Source organism: Steroidobacter flavus (assembly GCF_042651805.1).
Lineage (GTDB): Bacteria > Pseudomonadota > Gammaproteobacteria > Steroidobacterales > Steroidobacteraceae > Steroidobacter > Steroidobacter flavus.
In genome coordinates, this window is record NZ_JBHSDU010000014.1 from 1,271,072 (window position 1) to 1,288,847 (window position 17,776).

The window sequence follows — 17,776 nt, forward strand, 5'->3', positions numbered from 1 at the left end:
TCCGGCAACGGCCCGCGCGCGATGACCTATTCGAGCAACATTCATTCCATACACTATCGATTCGAAAACCTGCGTGATCTGCTGGGCAAGGCCGGCGCGGCGCGCTCAGGGGATAGTCTCGCGGGCGTCGCTGCCAATTCCGCCGAAGAGCGCGTCGCTGCACAGCTGGCGCTGGCGGACGTGCCGCTGCAATCGTTCCTCAACGAGGCGGTGATTCCCTACGAACAGGATGAAGTCACCCGACTGATCCACGACAGCCACGACCGGGCGGCTTTCGCCCCACTCTCCAGCTTCACCGTGGGAGAGTTTCGTAACTGGCTACTCTCGGAACGCACCGACGATGCGGCGCTCGCCGCGGTATCGCTCGGAATTACGCCCGAAATGGCCGCCGCTGTGTGCAAGCTCATGCGCAATCAAGACTTGATCGCGGTGGCCCGCAAGCGGCGCGTGATCACCCGCTTTCGAAACACCCTGGGCCTGCAGGGCCGCCTGTCGGTCCGGCTGCAACCGAATCATCCGACCGACGATCCTCACGGGATTCTGGCCAGCACGATCGACGGCCTGATGTACGGCGCCGGCGATGCCGTCATCGGTGTCAATCCCGCCTCGGACGATCCGCTGAAACTGCGCCCGGTCTGGGATCTGCTCGCCGCCCTGGTCGAGCGGCTGGAGATGCCGACGCAAACCTGCGTGCTGACCCACGCGACACGACAGATCGAAGCGATCGAGCAAGGCGCGCCGATCGACCTCCTCTTCCAGTCGATCGGCGGCACCGAGGCGCTCAATCGCAGCTTCGGCATTTCATTAGCACTACTTCGTGAAGCGCAGCACGCAGCCCTGTCCTTGAAGCGCGGCACCGTCGGTAACAACGTGATGTACTTCGAGACCGGCCAAGGCAGCGCGCTGTCGGCGAACGCCCATCATGGCGTAGACCAGCTCACTTGTGAGGTTCGTGCTTATGCCGTGGCACGCGCATTCGATCCACTGCTGGTGAACACCGTGGTCGGCTTCATCGGGCCGGAGTATTTGTTCGACGGCAAGCAGATCACGCGCGCGGGGCTGGAAGATCATTTCTGCGGCAAGCTGCTCGGCCTGCCGATGGGTGTAGATATTTGCTACACCAATCACGCCCAGGCCGATCAGAACGACGTCGACGATCTGTTGTTGCTGCTCGGCGCGGCCGGCGTCAACTACGTCATGGGTGTCCCCGGCTCCGATGACATCCTGCTCGGCTATCAGAGCACGTCCTATCACGATGCACTGTACGTTCGAGAAACACTGGGGCTGCGTCGCGCCCCTGAGTTCGAAGATTGGCTGCAACGAATGGGATTGACTGACGATGAAGGTCAACTGACCAGCAGCACCGAGCTCGCAATACCTGCGCTGACACGAGCGGCGGCACTACCGACTTGAGTGACAGCGCCATCGTGAATTCGAACAAACAGCCGGCAAGCACCATCGCCGAGGAAATCGTCGATCGCTGGAGCTGGCTGCGCACCTACACCGCGGCGCGCATCGCATTGGGCCGAGTTGGAAACGGACTCCCGACCGCGCATGTCCTGAGTTTCGCACTGGCTCATTCCCAAGCACGGGACGCGATATTCAACGAACTGAATGTCACCTCGCTGCAAGCTGAGCTGGAGCAGGCCGGCCTGACGACACTCGCCGTGCGGAGTCGCGCAAACGATCGTCGCAGCTATCTATTGCGCCCCGATCTGGGCCGGCGCCTCGATGTCGACAGCGTCAGTCTGCTCTCGACCGCTCGCGCACCTCGCTGTGACATCGTGTTCGTCTTGAGCGACGGCTTGTCGGCGGCAGCAGTCCAGCGCCACACGCTACCCGTGCTTCGCGAATTGAATCCGCTGCTCGGCGACTTCGCGATCGGACCGGTCGTGATCGCCACACAGGCGCGGGTGGCATTGGCCGATGAGGTTGGCGACCTGCTGGGCGCGCGTATCGCGGTGAGCCTGATTGGCGAGCGGCCTGGTCTGTCTTCGCCTGACAGCCTCGGTATCTATGTCACTTACCGCCCGCGGGTCGGGAACTCCGATGAAGCGCGCAACTGCATTTCAAACATTCGCCCGGCCGCGCTGAGCTACACGAGCGCCGCACGCGAGCTTGAGCGACTGCTGCGTGTTGTGCGCCTCAACGAACGTTCGGGAGTGGGATTGCCGTTGAGCGAACCGACGCTGCCAGCGGCCCTAAGCAGTGGCGGCCGCGACGGCAGCCCTGACACCGCTCCGTAAGAAACCGACATCGCTGCCTACAGTCACGAAGCTGCAGCCTGCCGCCTTGAGCTCGCTCATACCGACGCCGGGCCAGGTGGTGGACCCGAGCCATTTACCTGACGATCGCACTTTCGGCCCCAATGCATGGAGCGCGGCGCGCAGGCGCGGATCGTCGAAGTTGCCGATGCATCCCATATCGGCCGTGAGATCGAGCGGGCCGAGAAACAACATGTCGATGCCATCGACCGCGGCAATCTCATCCGCGGCGAGCAATCCGGCCTCGCCTTCGATCATCGCGACTATCAGCAACTCATTGCGATAACGATTGAAATACTCCGCCGACGCTTCGCCCCAGCGCGCGGCTCGTGAAACCGTGTAGTGCGCGCCGCGCATGCCGAAGGGTGGATATCGACAAGCTTCAACGAGCGCACGCGCTTGCGCCGCGCTGTCCACTTTCGGCGCCAGGATGCCTTCGGCCCCCGCGTCGAGCGCGAGCTTGATGAAATGAGGTTGGATGTCGGGAATGCGCACGAGCACGGTGCTGTCGCTTGCCGCCGCAATCGCCCGCATCTGCGCGATGGTCGATTCGATCCCGCTGGGCGAATGTTCCTGATCGATGATCAACGCATCGAAGCGCTCGAGCGCGAGAATTTCCGCGACCGAAGGCTCGCCCGAAAACAACCAGGCCCCCAGACAATCGCGCTTGGCCGCGAGCGCACGTTTCAGCCGGTTCTCACGAAACATCGACAGAGTCCTAGGAGCGCTCTCCGGCGGGAAGGTAGTCGCGCCAACGATTCAGGTGACGATAAACCGAATGCGCCAGCGCCTCGCCGTCACGACGCCTCAGCATGTCCAGCATTTCCAAATGATCGGCACTGCTGCTGCGAATGCCGGCCATCGTGTCCCAGGAGCCGGTGGCAATGGCCGCGCCCCGTTCACGCAAATCTCTGATCTGATCGGCGAGCAGATCGTTGCCGCTGGCCCGATACAACTTGTCGTGCAGCTGCAAGTTCAGCTGGCGCAGTTGCTCGCGGCTGCCGTGCTCGACGGCATGTTCGAATCGATGAACCAGCTCGGCGAAAGCTTCAACGTCGCTATCGGAAATCCGCGTCACCGCCAGACGTGCGGCCGCTGTCTCGAGGATGCTGCGCGTTTCGTAAAGTTGCTCGCGCTGACGGGTGGTCGGATTGGCGACCCGATAGCCGCGATTCGGAATGTGATCCAACAGATGACGGGCGGCCAGCTCCGACAGCGCGATCCGCACTTCGAAGCGATTCGCGTTGTAGAGCGTCTCCAGGTCCGCCTGCTTGAGCCATTCCCCCGGGCGAAACCGCCCGCGCAGCAGGTCCTCGCGCAGGATTTCGCCAAAGGCCTTTTCAGCCGATTCCAGTTCCAGGCTTGTCATGGGAGCAAATAGTAGCCAATATTGTCTTTAATTGATAGCCAGTCGGGGTTCGAGCCATGTCAGATGCCCACCATAACAGCGAATCCTCCTTCGGCTGCGCCTGCGTGCAAATGACCAGCGGCCCCGATCCGGCCCGCAATCTGGCCGAGGCGCTCGAGCTGGGCCAATCCGCCACCGCGGCCCGGGCCGACTTTCTGACCTACCCGGAAGCAGTCGACCTGCTGGACCCCGATGCCGAGCGCGTCAAAGCGTATGCCCGCCCTCTCGAGCAACACGAGTTCGTGCTTGGCATGCGTCAGCTCGCCGCGCGACAGAAACAATGGATCCTCATTGGCTCGGTCACCGCGCGTTCGGCCAGTGGCGAGATCGTCAATCGCAGCGTGCTGATCGGGCCGACCGGCGCGGTGCTGGCCACTTACGACAAGATTCATCTGTTCGATGCTCCCGCCAATCGTGACAACCCGGTTCCGGAATCGGTGCTCTATCGCGCCGGGGGAACAGCACGCGTCTTCTCTCTGCCGTGGACCACGATCGGATTGTCGATCTGTTACGACCTGCGCTTTCCCCTGCTGTTCAGAGCGCTGACCCATCACGGCGCCAAAGTGCTGTGCGTTCCCGCCGCGTTTCTACAGAGCACCGGCGAAGCGCATTGGCACACGCTCTTGCGCGCCCGCGCGATCGAGAATGGCTGCTACGTCATCGCTCCCGCCCAATGCGGAGTGCCGCACGCAGGCCGAAAGAATTACGGACATTCGCTCATCGTGGATCCGTGGGGCCGAGTGCTCGCGGACGCTGGCGATCAGCCGGGCGTCGTCAGTGCCGCCATCGATCTTGCGGTGTTGGACACGGCACGGACGGCCCTGCCCTGCCTGGTCCACGAAAGAACATTCTCGATGCACACGCCGAACACTGCCGAGGCCGCTCTCAATGCGCACGCCTGACGAAACTTCGTTTGTTAGTTTGCGCAGCGGCCATCGCATCTGTGTGGATCGTTATGGCCCGCCGATCTCGGCGACGTCCGAAGTGGTGCTGCTCGTCAACGGCGGCCCCGGCCTGCCTTGTGACTATCTTCGCGACGCGCATGTGAGTCTGGTCGATCACGGCTTCACTGTGATCGCATACGACCAGCTCGGCTGCGGCCGATCGGATCGGCCGACGGACGCCTCGCTGTGGACCCTGGATCGATATGTCGATGAGCTCGCGCAACTGTGCGCCATGCTCGAGCTGCCGCGCGTGCAGTTGCTAGGCCACTCGTGGGGCACGTGGCTCGGCACCGAGTTCTGTCTGCGTCATCCGCAGCGGGTCAAAAGTTATATCGCTGCGGACGGCGCTTGTGACATTCCGCATCTCGTGCAGGAGTTGCAGCGCTTGCGCTCGGCCTTGGGATCCGAAACCGCGACCATGATGATTCGACGCGAGGCCGAAGGCACGATCGATCATCCGGAGTATCAAGCCGCCATCACGTTGCTCAACTATCGCCACGTCTGCCGGCTCGAGCACTGGCCCGAGTCCTTGCAGCGCTCACTGGCGAATTGGAACATGGGCCCCTACGTCACCATGCAAGGCCCGAACGAGTTCACGTACACCGGGAACATGAAAGACTGGAACCGCCTCCCCGCGATGCATGCCATCGACGTTCCCTGTCTGGTGATCGCCGGTCAGTACGACGAGCTCACACCGGCTTGCGCACGGAAGATCCATGACGCGCTCCCGAACTCGCGGCTGGCGATCTTTCACCACAGCTCTCACATGCCGTTCTACGAAGAGCCGACCGCCTACTTCGACGTGCTGATCCCGTTTCTCAACGGCCAATGTGCTAAGGCTGTCCACCCGCCGTCGGCGCGTTGATCAAAGCGGCCAGCGTCTCAACCGCATCTCGAATCGCCGCGAGCGGCAACGATGAGAAGCCGAACACCAGGCCGGCGCTGTCGCGGCCGTCGCGATAGAAATTCTTCAGCGGCACCAGGATGATTCCGGCCCTGGCCGCCTTCGCCACCAAGGCATCCAGAGATATCCGGCTCAACAAGCGTGGGGTCATGAAGCCCAGCAGATGCAGACCCGTCACGTCGGGTTGGATCTCGATCAGGCCGGTGAGGTGTTCGCGCATCGCTGCCAGCAGCGTCGACTGCCGCTCGCGGTACACCTGGCGCATGCGCCTCAAGTGCGTCGCGAAGTGCCCGCGGCCGATGAAGCTGGCCATCACCGGTTGTTCGAGGATCGAGGGATGGTTGTCGATGGCGTCACGCGCGCTGCTGAAATCGTTCACCAGGCCCGGATGCATCACCATGTAGCCCATCCGCAGCGATGGAAAAATCGATTTCGAGAAGGTGCCGATGTAGATCACGCGGCCATCGCGGTCCAGACTCTTGAGCGTCGCCAACGGCGTGCCGGTGTAACGAAACTCGCCGTCGTAATCGTCTTCCAGCACCCACGCGTTCGCGGCGGCCGCCCAGTCGAGCAATTCCCGACGTCGTTGCAGGCTCATGGTCATGCCGAGCGGATGCTGATGCGCGGGTGTCACGATTGCCATGCGAGCCTGCGGAGCGCGACGGATGCCTTCGCTGACGATCATGCCCTGCTCATCGATCGGCACATCGACCGGCACCAGTCCATTCGCCTCCACCATCGCGTAGACCTCGCGCGCAGTCGCCTCCTCGATCCAGATGGCGTCGCCGGGCTGCATCGCCAGGCGCATGCACAAGTCCATGGCGTGGAAGCCGCCGCCGGTAACGATCACATCCTCAGCATCGCAAGTCAGACCTCGCATCGTGCTGAGATACTGTGCAATCGCCGCTCGCAGCGGCAGATAACCCCGCGGGTCGGCACTGTCGATCACGACTCGCCGCGGCTTCGACCAATGACTGCGATACAGATCCACCCAGACGTCGAAGGGAAACTCCTCGCTCTCGGGGTGGCCGAGCTCGAACGGCCGGGCGGACTGCGCGCAGCGCGCTCGTCGATGCGTCGATATGCGAGCGCCGCGGCTGGAGAGAATACTCAGCGGGGGAGTTGGCACTTCGGCCGGCGGGACCGGCCGCTCGGCGAAGAAATAGCTGTCAGGTGCCCGCTCAGCAACGACCGTGTTCATGCGCGCGACGCCGACCAGATAGCCTTCGGCGATCAGCTTCTCGAAGGCCGCTTTAACAGTATTGCGCGAACAGTCCAGCTCGTCGGCCAGGATGCGCGTCGATGGCATCGGCGTGCCCGCTGTGAGCCGCCCGCCGGAAATCGCCGAGGCGATCTGTTCGCTTAGTTGATCGCTCAGCGGCTGCGCGCTGTCCCGGTCGAGCGACAGCCCAAGCAGGATGAACAGCGACGCGCCGGCGTCGCTCTTCGAGCGACCGGACATATCACTCCCACTCGATCGTCGCCGGCGGCTTCCCTGAAATGTCGTACGTGACCCGCGAAATACCATTCACTTCGTTACAAATCCGCCGAGCGACCAGATCGAGGAATTCGTAAGGCAGACGCGACCAACGGGCCGTCATGAAGTCGATGGTCTCGACGGCACGCAGCGCGATGACATAGTCATAACGACGGCCATCGCCCATCACGGCCACCGAGCGCACCGGCAGGAACACCGCGAACGCCTGGCTGGTGCGATCGTAGAGGTCGTGCTTGCGCAGTTCCTCCAGGAAAATCGCATCGGCCTTGCGCAGCAGATCGGCGTACTGCTTGGTGACTTCGCCGAGGATGCGCACACCGAGGCCGGGGCCCGGGAACGGATGGCGATACACCATCTCGCGCGGCAGGCCGAGCTCTACACCGAGCTTGCGCACTTCGTCTTTGAACAACTCGCGCAGCGGCTCGCACAGCTTGAGATTCATCTTCTCAGGCAGACCGCCGACGTTGTGATGACTCTTGATCACATGCGCCTTGCCGGTGCGGGCGCCGGCGGACTCGATGACGTCCGGATAGATCGTGCCCTGCGCGAGGAACCGGATGCCCTGCAGCTTGCCGGCCTCTTCCTCGAACACTTCGACGAACAGACGGCCGATGATCTTGCGCTTACGCTCCGGGTCCGTCTCTCCCTTCAGTGCCGTGAGGAAACGTTCCTCGGCGTTGACGCGGATGACGCGCACGCCCATGTGCTTGCCAAACGTTTCCATGACCTGATCGCCCTCTCCTTCGCGGAGCAGGCCGTGATCGACGAACACGCAGGTGAGCTGATCGCCGATCGCGCGATGTAACAGCGCGCCGACGACAGAAGAATCGACGCCGCCGGACAGGCCGAGCAGCACGTTGTCGCGGCCGACCTGTTCGCGAACGCGAGCGATGGAATCGCTGATGATGTTGCCCGGGCTCCAGCGCGCTTCGCAGCCGCAGATCTCGCGCACGAAGCGCTCGAGAATCTTCTCGCCCTGGAGCGTGTGAGTCACTTCCGGATGGAATTGCACCGCGTAGTAGTGGCGCGATTCATCGGCCATCGCCGCGAGCGGTACGCTGTTGGTGAAACCGACTGCAACGAAGCCCGGCGGCAGCTCATCGACTTTATCGCCGTGGCTCATCCAGACATCGAGCAACGGACGGCCCTGTTCGTCTTTGTGATCGAACAAACCTTCGAGGAGTTTGCACGGCACCGACGATGTGACCTGCGCATAGCCGAACTCACGATGTGTGCCGGCGGTAACGCGACCGCCGAGCTGCGCGGCCATTGTTTGCATGCCGTAGCAAATGCCCAGCACCGGCACGCCGCTTTGAAACACCGCTTGCGGCGCTGTCGGACCTTTCGTGTCCGTGACCGACTCCGGACCGCCCGAGAGGATGATGCCCTTGGCACCGAACTCCCGAACCTCGGCGTCTGTGACATCCCAAGGCAGGATCTCGCAGTACACGCCGCTTTCGCGCACGCGCCGAGCGATCAGCTGAGTGTATTGCGCGCCGAAATCGAGAATCAGAATGCGGTGCGCGTGGATGTCGGAGCGAGGCAAGGTATCAGCTGACACGGTAGTTGGGTGCTTCTTTTGTGATCGTCACATCATGCACATGGCTTTCGCGCACACCGGCGTTCGTGATGCGCACGAACTGCGGCCGCGTCCGCATTTCCTCAATGGTCTGGCAGCCGGTGTAACCCATCGCTGCGCGCAGGCCGCCGGCCAGCTGATGCAGGATGGTGACAATCGAGCCCTTGTAAGGCACGCGGCCTTCGACGCCTTCCGGCACCAGCTTTTCCAGCTCCGCGGTCGCGTCCTGGAAATAACGGTCCTTGGAGCCGTGCGCCTGGGACATCGCGCCGAGCGAGCCCATGCCGCGATATGACTTGTACGACGCGCCTTGATACAGCTCGACTTCGCCCGGCGATTCTTCGGTGCCGGCGAACATGCCGCCGCACATCACCGAGTTCGCGCCGGCGACCAGCGCCTTGGCGATATCGCCCGAGAAACGAATGCCGCCGTCCGCGATCAGCGGCACGCCGGAATCCTTCAATGCCGCGGCGACATTGGCCACCGCTGTAATCTGCGGGACGCCAACGCCGGCGACGACACGCGTCGTGCAGATCGAGCCCGGCCCGATGCCGACCTTCACGCCGTCCGCGCCCGCTTCGACCAACGCCAGCGCCGCGTCGGCGGTGACGATATTGCCGCCGATGACTTGCTGATCGCGCCAGGTCTTCTTGATCTCGCGGACCATCTGAATCACGCCGCTCGAATGGCCGTGCGCGGTATCGACGATGATCACGTCGACGCCGACTTCACGCAGGGCGGCGACCCGCTTCAGGGTGTCGGCCCCGGTACCGACAGCGGCACCGACGCGCAACGCGCCTCGCTCATCCTTGGCGGCACGCGGGAATTCGGTGGCTTTCTGGAAGTCCTTGACCGTGATCATGCCCTTCAAGTTGAAGTTGGCATCCACGACCAGCACCTTCTCGATGCGATGCTTGTGGAGCAGCGCCAGCACTTCATCTTTCGGCGCGTTTTCGCGCACGGTGACGAGGCGCTCTTGCGGGGTCATGACGGTGGAGACCGGGGCGTCGAGCTTGGTCTCGAAGCGCAGGTCGCGGTGCGTGACGATACCGACCGCCTTGGAGCCGACGACGACCGGGACGCCCGAAATGTTCTTGGAGCGGGTCAGCTCCAGCACTTCGCGGATGGTCTTGTCGGGCGAGATGGTGAACGGATCGTGGATCACGCCGCTTTCGAACTTCTTCACCTTGCCCACTTCGCGGGCCTGAGCCTCGATGCTCATGTTCTTGTGGATGATGCCGATGCCGCCTTCCTGCGCGATGGTGATCGCCAGGCGCGCCTCGGTGACGGTGTCCATGGCGGCGGACAGGATGGGCAGATTGAGGCGGATCGAGCGCGTGAGTTGCGTGCTTAAGTCAGCGTCGCGCGGCAGGAAATTGGAGTAAGCCGGGACCAGAAGCACGTCGTCGAAGGTGAGTGCTTCCTCGAGAATACGCATGGTGGAGCGCCTGCGGGATATCGATGAAAGCACGCCATTGTACGCGGCGGAGCCCTCGCGGTAAATGTGCGTGTCCGATGTCGGGCATCGGCCCCGCCGGTTAATGCCGGACGTGCGTGCCCGGGACGTAGGCTGTAGCCTTCCCGCCATGAATCGTGAGCTGGAATTCGATTTCTCGGCGCCGCCACCCGCCCCCAAGGCGGATCAGGACCCTGCGCCCACGCCGCGCCCCGCCGAGCCGGTGGCCAAAAAGACGGCTCCGCCGGTGCGAAAGACTGCCCGGGCGCCGGTTCGGGCGCCGATAGAAGATTTCGATGACGAGCCGCCCGCCGCGCCCACCGAGCCTGAACGCGACGTCTACACCCCCGGCCGCCTGAACAAGGAGGCTCGCATGCTCCTGGAGCGCGGCCTGCCTTCCTTGTGGCTGGAAGGCGAGATTTCCAACCTGTCGCGGCCGTCGTCCGGGCATTGGTACTTTTCGCTCAAAGACGAGTCCGCCCAACTGCGTTGCGCCATGTTCCGTCAAAAGAACCTGGGCGCCCGCTTCACGCCGAAGGACGGCATGCATGTGCTGACCCGCGGGCGCGTGAGCCTTTACGAGCCTCGCGGCGACTACCAGTTCATCGCCGATCACATGGAAGAAGCCGGCGAAGGCGTGCTCCGGCGCCGGTTCGAGCTGCTCAAGACCAAGCTCGCCGCTGAAGGGCTGTTCGAAGCGAGCCGGAAGAAGGCGCTGCCTCGCCTGCCCCGCCGGATCGGCGTTGTGACTTCTCCCACCGGCGCAGCCGTGCGCGACGTGCTCAATATTCTTCGCCGCCGCTTCTGCACGATTCCGGTGTTGATCTATCCGGTCCAGGTACAGGGCGAGAGCGCGGCGGGTCAGATTGCCAGGACCATCCGAATGGCATCGGCACGCGCCGAGTGCGATGTGCTGATCGTTGCTCGTGGCGGCGGCTCGCTCGAAGATCTGTGGGCGTTCAACGAGGAAGTGGTCGCCCGCGCCATTTTCGATTGCCAGATTCCGATCGTGTCCGGTGTCGGGCACGAGGTCGATTTCACGATTGCCGATTTCGTCGCCGACGTGCGCGCACCGACGCCGTCCGGTGCGGCCGAGATCGTCGCGCCCGATTGCAACGAGTGGACCCGCAGCGTCGATCTGCTCGGTCGTCGTGCGCGAAACGCGATGGTTCGAAGCATGGCCGCTCGACAGCAACGACTCGTATGGCTGGAGCGGCGACTCGCGCAAGTTCATCCCGGTGTCGAGCTGCGACAGAAGGCGCAGCGTCTCGATGATTTGGAACAGCGCCTGAGTCGTTGCATGCGACACGGATTGTTCCAGCGTCGACACTCGCTCGTGGAGCTTGCGGCCCATCTTCGGCAGCGCTCGCCTGCCCTGCGCGTCTCCGCTGCGCGCGGACGATTGGAGATCGCTCGCAAGACGCTGGGTACGTCGTTACAACGGCGCGTGAGTGTGGCGGAGAGTCGGTTGCGTCACGCTGCCAGTGATTTGCGCCAACAGTCTCCCGTCGCTCGCATCGTGGCGTTGCGCCGTCGCGTCGAGATTGCCGATCGGAACATGGAGACGTCGCTGCAACGACAGCTGCGCATTCTGGAAGCACGCTTCAAGGTCGCGGCCGGAAAGTTGAATACCGTAAGCCCGCTGGCCACTTTGCAGCGTGGCTATGCCATCGTCACAGACGCTCAAGGCACGGTCGTTACGGATGCAACGTCGGTGAACAAAGGCGACATCATCCAGACACGTTTGTCCCGCGGCACGGTGCAAGCTCGCGTCGAGCACATCACGCCGCATCGAGATGACGAGAACCAATGACTTCGACGACTCGGCTTCTACGCATCGCTACTTCCTTGCTGCTGTTCACCGGCTTCGCCGCCGGCGCCACTGAACTACCGATGGAAAGCCGCGTTCCCGGCGGCATTGCGTTCATCCCCGTGCCGGGCGGCGAGATAGCGCCGACGGTGCTGTTCAACACCCACCGTGTTGCTGTGATTCGGCGTGACGATCAATGGCTCGCGGTGGTCGGCATTCCGCTCGCGGAAAAGCCAGGTGAGCTGAAGATCAAAGTCAGCACACCTAAAGGGACGACTGAGGTGCCCTTCCGCATCACCGATAAGAAATATAAGACGCAGTATCTGACCATCAAGGATCAGCGCAAGGTCGAGCCCAACCCCGACGATCTCAAACGCATCAGCGTGGAAACAAAGCGCTCGGATGTCGCGCTGTCCAAGTTCACCGCGCTGGAAACGCCGTCACTGCAATTGCTCCCGCCCATCGATGGCGTGCGCTCCGATTCCTACGGCTCCCGCCGCGTATTCAACGGCCAGCCCCGCAATCCTCACTCCGGCATGGACATCGCGGCCGCTAAAGGCACACCAATCAAATCGCCCGCTTCTGGGACGGTCGTCGAAGCCGGTGAGTTCTTCTTCAACGGCAACACGTTGTACATCGATCACGGCGACGGCCTGGTAACCATGTACTGCCACCTCGACACCATCAAAGTAAAACTCGGCGACCGCGTCACCCAAGGCGAAGTGATTGGAACCGTCGGCGCCACCGGCCGAGTCACCGGCCCGCACCTGCATTGGGGTGTCGCGTTGAATCGGGCGATGGTGGATCCGGCGTTGTTTATTGGCAGTAAGTAGCCAGAAGACCCACCCCCTGCCCCCTCCCGTGTACGGGAGGGGAACCTATTTTTTATTCTTCAGTTCCCTTTCCCGAGTACAGGAAAAGGAACCTGACTTTCATTGTTCCCTCCGGAAGAGAAAACAAAAACTAATTCTCCTCCCGTACACGGGAGGGAGCCAGGGGTGGGTCTTCCGGCCGATGTCAGGGATTCGCCAGCTTCAGATCCGCCAGGAAATCCGTGATCACGGGGCGGAAGCGGTCCATGTCGACCAGGAAGGAATCGTGGCCCTGGATCGAGGCGAGGCGGGCGAATTGCACGGTGCGGGTGCCGTTGCTCAGGCCGTCGGCGAGCTCTTGTTGTTGTTCGATCGGGAACAGCAGATCCGTCTCGACGCCGATGATCAACGCGCGCTCGACCGTGAAGCGGCGCAGGGCTTCCGCGACCGAGCCGCCGTGGTCGGCGAGATCGAACAGGTCCATGGCGCGGGAAATATAGAGATAACAGTTCGGGTCGAACTGGCCGATGAACTTCACGGCGTGATTTTCCAGGTACGACTCGACTTCGAAGTCGATGCCGAAGGGATCGCCGGGCTTGCGCTCGGCATTGGCGCGTTCGCGGCCGAAGCGCTGTAACCATTCCTTCGCGGAACGATAAGTGATCATGCCGAGCTTGCGGGCGAGGCGCATGCCCTGCACGGGGATCGCATCGGTCGCGTAGTTGCCTTCCAGCCAGGCTGGATCTTTGCGAATCATCTCTCGCTGCAAGGAGCGCAGAGCAATTGCGAATGGCGTCGAACGGGCGGCGGATGAAATAGAAACGAGCGCCCGCGCGCCTTCAGGAAACAACGCGCAGTAAGCGAGGACGGTCATGCCACCCAGCGAGGGACCGACGACGGCGGCGAGCTTCTTGATGCCCAGCGACGCGACGACTTCATGACCCGCACGGGCGATGTCTTCGACGGTCAGCACCGGGAACGTCAGTCGATAACACTGGCCCGTGGCCGGATTGATCGAGGCCGGCGACGTCGAGCCGAACGGACTGCCGAGCGAGTTCACGCAGATGACGAAGAAGCGACGGGTATCGATGGGGCGGCCCGGGCCGATCATGTCTTCCCACCAGCCCGGCGCGGGGTCGTCGGTGGACGATGCGGCGTGGGCCGACGGCGACAGGCCGGTGAAGATCAGGATGGCGTTGTCGTTACAGAAACTCAGGTCGCCCCAGGTCTCGTAGGCGATCTGCACGTCCTGCAAGGCGCCGCCGCGCCGCATGGGGAACGGCCGGTCGAGCTTGAGAATTTTGCGGGCTGAAGCCATGGGGTCGCCGTCTACGTCCTGTTTCAAGAACCGGATTGTCACCGTGCAGTGTAATCCCGTGAGGCGACAATCCAACATCGCGGGCCGCTATATGCAAATGCCCGAGATCTCTATTGCCGGCGCGGAAGATGGCGTCAGCTCAAGCGTCGCCCGAGGGGACCCTTCTCCTCCCGGCACCGCGCTCGCCCGTCGCGCATTGCGCTCCTGGGCGCACGTCCATGATGTGCGCTGATACGAAAACACGTCCCTGTATTTCGAATCTGCCGGGAGGAGAAGGGTCCCCTCGGGCGCCGCCGACACGTGGAATGGCCCTTTGGTGTCGAAGACCCGAATGGCTTTCTCCCTTGCCAAACCTCCGGGCGACGTCGACAGATACCAGAGCGATCGCGCTCAGCTCTTCTTGTGACCGCGCTTCGCGCGGCGTTGCTCGGTCCGGCGCTGGCGGGGGGTCAGGGGATTTCGTTTGCCCTTGAACGGATTGTCGTCGGTGCGGAATTGCACTCGTACCGGCGTGCCTTCCAGGCGGAAGTTTTTGCGGAACACATTTGCCAGGTAGCGTTTGTATGCATCCGGGACGTGCTGGATCTGGTTGCCGTGGACGACGATGACGGGCGGATTGCGTCCGCCCTGATGGGCGTAACGTAGTTTGATGCGGCGGCCGCGGACCAGAGGGGGCTGGTGTTGTTCCATCGCCGTCTCCAGCACTCGCGTCAACTCCGGCGTCGCCATCTCTCGCATCGACGCGTCGTACGCGTGCTTCACAGCTCGCATCAGTTCGCCGACGCCCGTGCCGTGCAAGGCGGAAATGAAATGCACCGGTGCGAAATCCAGGAACGGCAAGCGTAAATCCAACCCCATCCGAATCTCATCGCGCTTGTCGGAGTGAATGCCGTCCCACTTGTTAACAGCGATCAACAACGCGCGGCCGCGCTCCGCGACCATGCCAAACAAGCTCGCATCCTGTTCCGTCACCGCATCGTGAGCATCGATCACGCCGATGACCACGTTCGCCGAATCGACCGCCTGCAGCGCCTTGATGACGCTGAACTTCTCGATCGCTTCTTCGACGCGGGCGCGACGGCGCACGCCGGCGGTGTCGATCAATGTATACGTTTGACCGTCGCGCTCGAACGGCACGAACACCGCATCGCGCGTGGTGCCGGGCTGATCGAAGGAAATCAGGCGCTCTTCGCCGAGCAGACGATTGATGAGCGTCGACTTGCCGACGTTGGGGCGGCCGATGACCGCGACTCGAACGTCGTCCTGTCCACCAGCGGCGGCAGCGCCTTCCGGCAGCTCGATGCCTTCGAGCGCTTCATCCATCAACGTCCGCACGTTATCGCCGTGCTGGGCGGAGATCGCGCGAGCCTCGCCCAAGCCGAGCGAATAAAAATCCGCGCCGGCGGTCGCCGAATCGACGCCTTCCGCTTTATTCGCAACCAGGAACACTTTCTTGTTCAGCTTGCGAAGGGTCTGCGCGATGTAATGATCGTCCGGCGTCTCGCCGCTGCGGGCGTCGACCAGAAACAAAACGCGATCGGCCTCTTCCACCGCGCGCAGCGCCTGCTTGACCATCTGCTGCTCGACGCCTTGCGCGTCGATGACCAGGCCGCCGGTATCGACGACGACATACGGGATCGAGCCGACCTTGCCGTAGCCGTAATTACGATCGCGCGTGAGGCCGGGCATGTCCGCGACCAGAGCGTCGCGGGTGCGCGTGAGAAAGTTGAATAACGTCGACTTGCCGACGTTGGGGCGACCGACCAGAGCAACTACGGGTAACATTAGAAGTGACTGCTGACTGATGACTGGTGACTAACTCGGAGCAGCGGCCGGCAACTGCCAGAGCAGTCACAGCCGAACAGCGGCTATTGGCCGCTGTCAGCTGTTTTGACTTCGCGGGACTTGCTACGAAACGCGAGCAGCTTGCCCGAGTCCGTCTGCACGAACACGCGCTCGGCGTCGGTGACAGCGGCATTGGTGATGCGCTCACCGTCCGTCTTCTGCCGGGCGACGATGGCACCCGTGGCCTTATCGAGCCAGTGCATGTAACCCTCGAAGTCACCCACCACCAGCGCGTCGCCATCGATGGCCGGCGCGGTCAGGCCGCGACGTCTCATCGCGTTCTGTTCCCACTGCACGGCGCCGTCACTGCGACGCATGGCGATCACCACGCTGTCCGCGTTGGTGAGATACAAATTCTGTTCGTCCATGGCGAAGCCGCGATAGCTCGAAGCATCGCGTGCCCACCAGATCTGACCGGAATCGCGCGCGAGCATCGCGACGCGACCCTGGAAGCCGACGACGAAAATATCGTCGCCCGAGATACGCGCCGGAGAATCGATATCGGACAGACGCTCCAGCTCGGTACGGCCGCGCGGGGAATTCACAATCGTGTCCCACATCACTTCGCCGTTACGCGGATCGATGGCGAGCACCTTGCCGTTGTCGAAACCGGCGATGATGCGATCGCCCGCGAGCACCGGCGGCGCCGTGCCACGCAAAGTGAGTCGCGGCACCTGTTCGTCGACCGCCCACTTGGTCGCGCCATCGGTCACCGACAATCCTTCGATGTGACCATCGACGGTGCGGATCACGACGATGTCGTTCACGACCAGCGGCTGCGCCAGGATTTCGCTCGCGATCGCTTTCTTCCAGCGCTGGGCGCCGTTGGTGGCATCGAGCGCGACGATGTCGCCATCGCTCGAGCCGAGCACGACCAATCCGCCGCCCACTTCCGGACCCGCCGACAGCGACAGCTTGGTCTTCACGATCCAGTTGCGCTTGCCAGTGGCGGCGGCTACGGAGATCACCTCACCATCGTGAGAGGCCGCATACACGTTACCTTCGACGACGTTCGGCTTCAGCGCCAGACGCAGCCGTTCCGAATCGCCGCCCAGGCCGGCCGACCAGACTCGATGCACATCGCGCGTGCTCTGAATCTTGGTCAGCTCCGCCGGCGGATCGACCTCCTTGTCATTGTCGCAGCCGAGCATGACGAGCAAGGCTGTCGCGGCGGCGGCGATGCGCGCACCCCGATATAAACGGTTCAAGGAAGTCTTATTGTCGATCATGGCTGACCCTCGGCCTTCGCCGGTTTGGTCTCAGGCGACGCGGGCGTGGCAGCCTTCTTGTCGCCGCCCACGTCCTGCAGTTTCATTTCGAGCAACGTGCGATCGATCGAACGATCGGCACTCGGGTCGATGTTAGCCGTCAGCGCCGCCGCATACTCGGCACGCGCGCCTTCAAGGTTACCTTTCGCAACCTGAGCATCGCCGCGGATCTCGCGAACCTGCGGCCCGAACGCACCGGCCTTCTCCGGATCCAGCAGGCTCAGCACCTCGTCATGCTTGCCTTGCTGAAGGAGCAGACGGGCGACACGCAAGCGCGCAACCCACGCGAGCTCAGCATCGGCGGACTCATCGGCCACCGCCTTCAACAGCGGCAAAGCCTCGTCGTACTTGCCGTCCTCGACGTGCTTCTTGGCCAGCAACAGCCGGCTCTGCTGCGTGTAGGGCGACTTCTTGTGATCGGCCACGAGCGTGGCCAGCGTGCGATTCGCCGCGTCCAGGTCCTTCTTATCGATCGCACCATGGAACTCGTCGTAGAGCTTGGCCGCCTCGGCCGCCTGGCCCGCCGTGTGCACCTTCCAGTACTGCCAGCCGCCCAGCAGCGCCAGGCCCAGCACGATGCCGCCCAGAATCCAGCTCCAGTTTTCCCGCCACCAGGTGCGGAGCGCTTCTTCCTGATCGCGATCGGTCAGATAATCTTCGACCATGACTT

Annotated in this window: 15 protein-coding genes; 6 read left to right on the top strand and 9 right to left on the bottom strand. The window is 63.0% G+C overall.

Annotated elements, in window-relative coordinates; translation table 11 throughout:
• Positions 1 to 21: 21 nt before the first annotated feature.
• Entirely contained in the window at positions 22 to 1,413 is a 1,392-nt protein-coding gene (locus ACFPN2_RS27820) for an ethanolamine ammonia-lyase subunit EutB (RefSeq protein ID WP_380602736.1), read from the top strand.
• 14 nt (positions 1,414 to 1,427) lie between these two features.
• Positions 1,428 to 2,246 (top strand): ethanolamine ammonia-lyase subunit EutC, encoded by an 819-nt coding sequence (eutC, locus tag ACFPN2_RS27825; protein WP_380602738.1) that lies wholly within the window; start codon positions 1,428 to 1,430, stop codon positions 2,244 to 2,246.
• On the opposite strand, the gene ACFPN2_RS27830 is transcribed toward eutC, so the two are convergent.
• Both ACFPN2_RS27830 and ACFPN2_RS27835 read right to left on the bottom strand, forming a co-directional pair.
• The gene (locus ACFPN2_RS27830; RefSeq protein ID WP_380602739.1) at positions 2,202 to 2,972 is read right to left on the bottom strand and encodes an HpcH/HpaI aldolase family protein; all 771 of its coding nucleotides are present in this window, start codon (positions 2,970 to 2,972) and stop codon (positions 2,202 to 2,204) included. The genes eutC and ACFPN2_RS27830 overlap by 45 nt on opposite strands.
• Before the next feature lie 10 nt (positions 2,973 to 2,982).
• Positions 2,983 to 3,633, bottom strand: coding sequence for a GntR family transcriptional regulator (locus tag ACFPN2_RS27835; RefSeq protein ID WP_380602741.1), 651 nt, complete (start codon positions 3,631 to 3,633; stop codon positions 2,983 to 2,985).
• Positions 3,634 to 3,689: 56 nt separating this feature from the next.
• Between ACFPN2_RS27835 and ACFPN2_RS27840 the strand changes: the two genes are divergently transcribed.
• On the top strand, positions 3,690 to 4,574 hold the full coding sequence (locus ACFPN2_RS27840) for a carbon-nitrogen hydrolase family protein (protein ID WP_380602743.1): 885 nt from the start codon (positions 3,690 to 3,692) through the stop codon (positions 4,572 to 4,574).
• Complete coding sequence (locus ACFPN2_RS27845; protein WP_380602745.1) at positions 4,561 to 5,481, top strand: proline iminopeptidase-family hydrolase; 921 nt, start codon at positions 4,561 to 4,563, stop codon at positions 5,479 to 5,481. Before ACFPN2_RS27840 ends, ACFPN2_RS27845 begins: the two co-directional genes overlap by 14 nt.
• Here the strand turns inward: ACFPN2_RS27845 and pdxR are convergent.
• Genes pdxR through guaB form a run of 3 tightly spaced genes read right to left on the bottom strand, consistent with a single transcriptional unit; the run spans position 5,450 to position 10,035 of the window.
• A complete protein-coding gene (pdxR, locus tag ACFPN2_RS27850) occupies positions 5,450 to 6,982 on the bottom strand; it encodes a MocR-like pyridoxine biosynthesis transcription factor PdxR (RefSeq protein ID WP_380602747.1) in 1,533 nt (510 codons plus the stop codon). The genes ACFPN2_RS27845 and pdxR overlap by 32 nt on opposite strands.
• Before the next feature lies 1 nt (position 6,983).
• Complete coding sequence (gene guaA, locus ACFPN2_RS27855) at positions 6,984 to 8,579, bottom strand: glutamine-hydrolyzing GMP synthase (protein WP_380602749.1); 1,596 nt, start codon at positions 8,577 to 8,579, stop codon at positions 6,984 to 6,986.
• Complete coding sequence (gene guaB, locus ACFPN2_RS27860; RefSeq protein ID WP_380602751.1) at positions 8,569 to 10,035, bottom strand: IMP dehydrogenase; 1,467 nt, start codon at positions 10,033 to 10,035, stop codon at positions 8,569 to 8,571. The genes guaA and guaB overlap by 11 nt, the downstream gene beginning before the upstream one ends.
• Before the next feature lie 148 nt (positions 10,036 to 10,183).
• Here guaB and xseA point away from each other — a divergent pair, with 148 nt between their 5' ends.
• Both xseA and ACFPN2_RS27870 read left to right on the top strand, forming a co-directional pair.
• Positions 10,184 to 11,866, top strand: coding sequence for an exodeoxyribonuclease VII large subunit (gene xseA / locus ACFPN2_RS27865; protein WP_380602753.1), 1,683 nt, complete (start codon positions 10,184 to 10,186; stop codon positions 11,864 to 11,866).
• Positions 11,863 to 12,696, top strand: coding sequence for a peptidoglycan DD-metalloendopeptidase family protein (locus ACFPN2_RS27870; protein ID WP_380602755.1), 834 nt, complete (start codon positions 11,863 to 11,865; stop codon positions 12,694 to 12,696). The genes xseA and ACFPN2_RS27870 overlap by 4 nt, the downstream gene beginning before the upstream one ends.
• Positions 12,697 to 12,880: 184 nt before the next feature.
• On the opposite strand, the gene metX is transcribed toward ACFPN2_RS27870, so the two are convergent.
• The 4 genes from metX to ACFPN2_RS27890 form a co-directional block, all read right to left on the bottom strand.
• Positions 12,881 to 13,993 carry a homoserine O-acetyltransferase MetX gene (metX, locus tag ACFPN2_RS27875; protein WP_380602757.1) on the bottom strand — a complete coding sequence of 371 codons (1,113 nt, stop codon included), beginning with the start codon at positions 13,991 to 13,993 and terminating at the stop codon, positions 12,881 to 12,883.
• Between the two features lie 390 nt (positions 13,994 to 14,383).
• Complete coding sequence (gene der / locus ACFPN2_RS27880; RefSeq protein WP_380602759.1) at positions 14,384 to 15,778, bottom strand: ribosome biogenesis GTPase Der; 1,395 nt, start codon at positions 15,776 to 15,778, stop codon at positions 14,384 to 14,386.
• An 83-nt stretch (positions 15,779 to 15,861) separates the two neighbouring features.
• The gene (gene bamB, locus ACFPN2_RS27885) at positions 15,862 to 17,067 is read right to left on the bottom strand and encodes an outer membrane protein assembly factor BamB (protein ID WP_380602761.1); all 1,206 of its coding nucleotides are present in this window, start codon (positions 17,065 to 17,067) and stop codon (positions 15,862 to 15,864) included.
• Positions 17,064 to 17,771, bottom strand: coding sequence for a YfgM family protein (locus ACFPN2_RS27890; RefSeq protein ID WP_380602763.1), 708 nt, complete (start codon positions 17,769 to 17,771; stop codon positions 17,064 to 17,066). Before ACFPN2_RS27890 ends, bamB begins: the two co-directional genes overlap by 4 nt.
• Between the last annotated feature and the right edge of the window lie 5 nt (positions 17,772 to 17,776).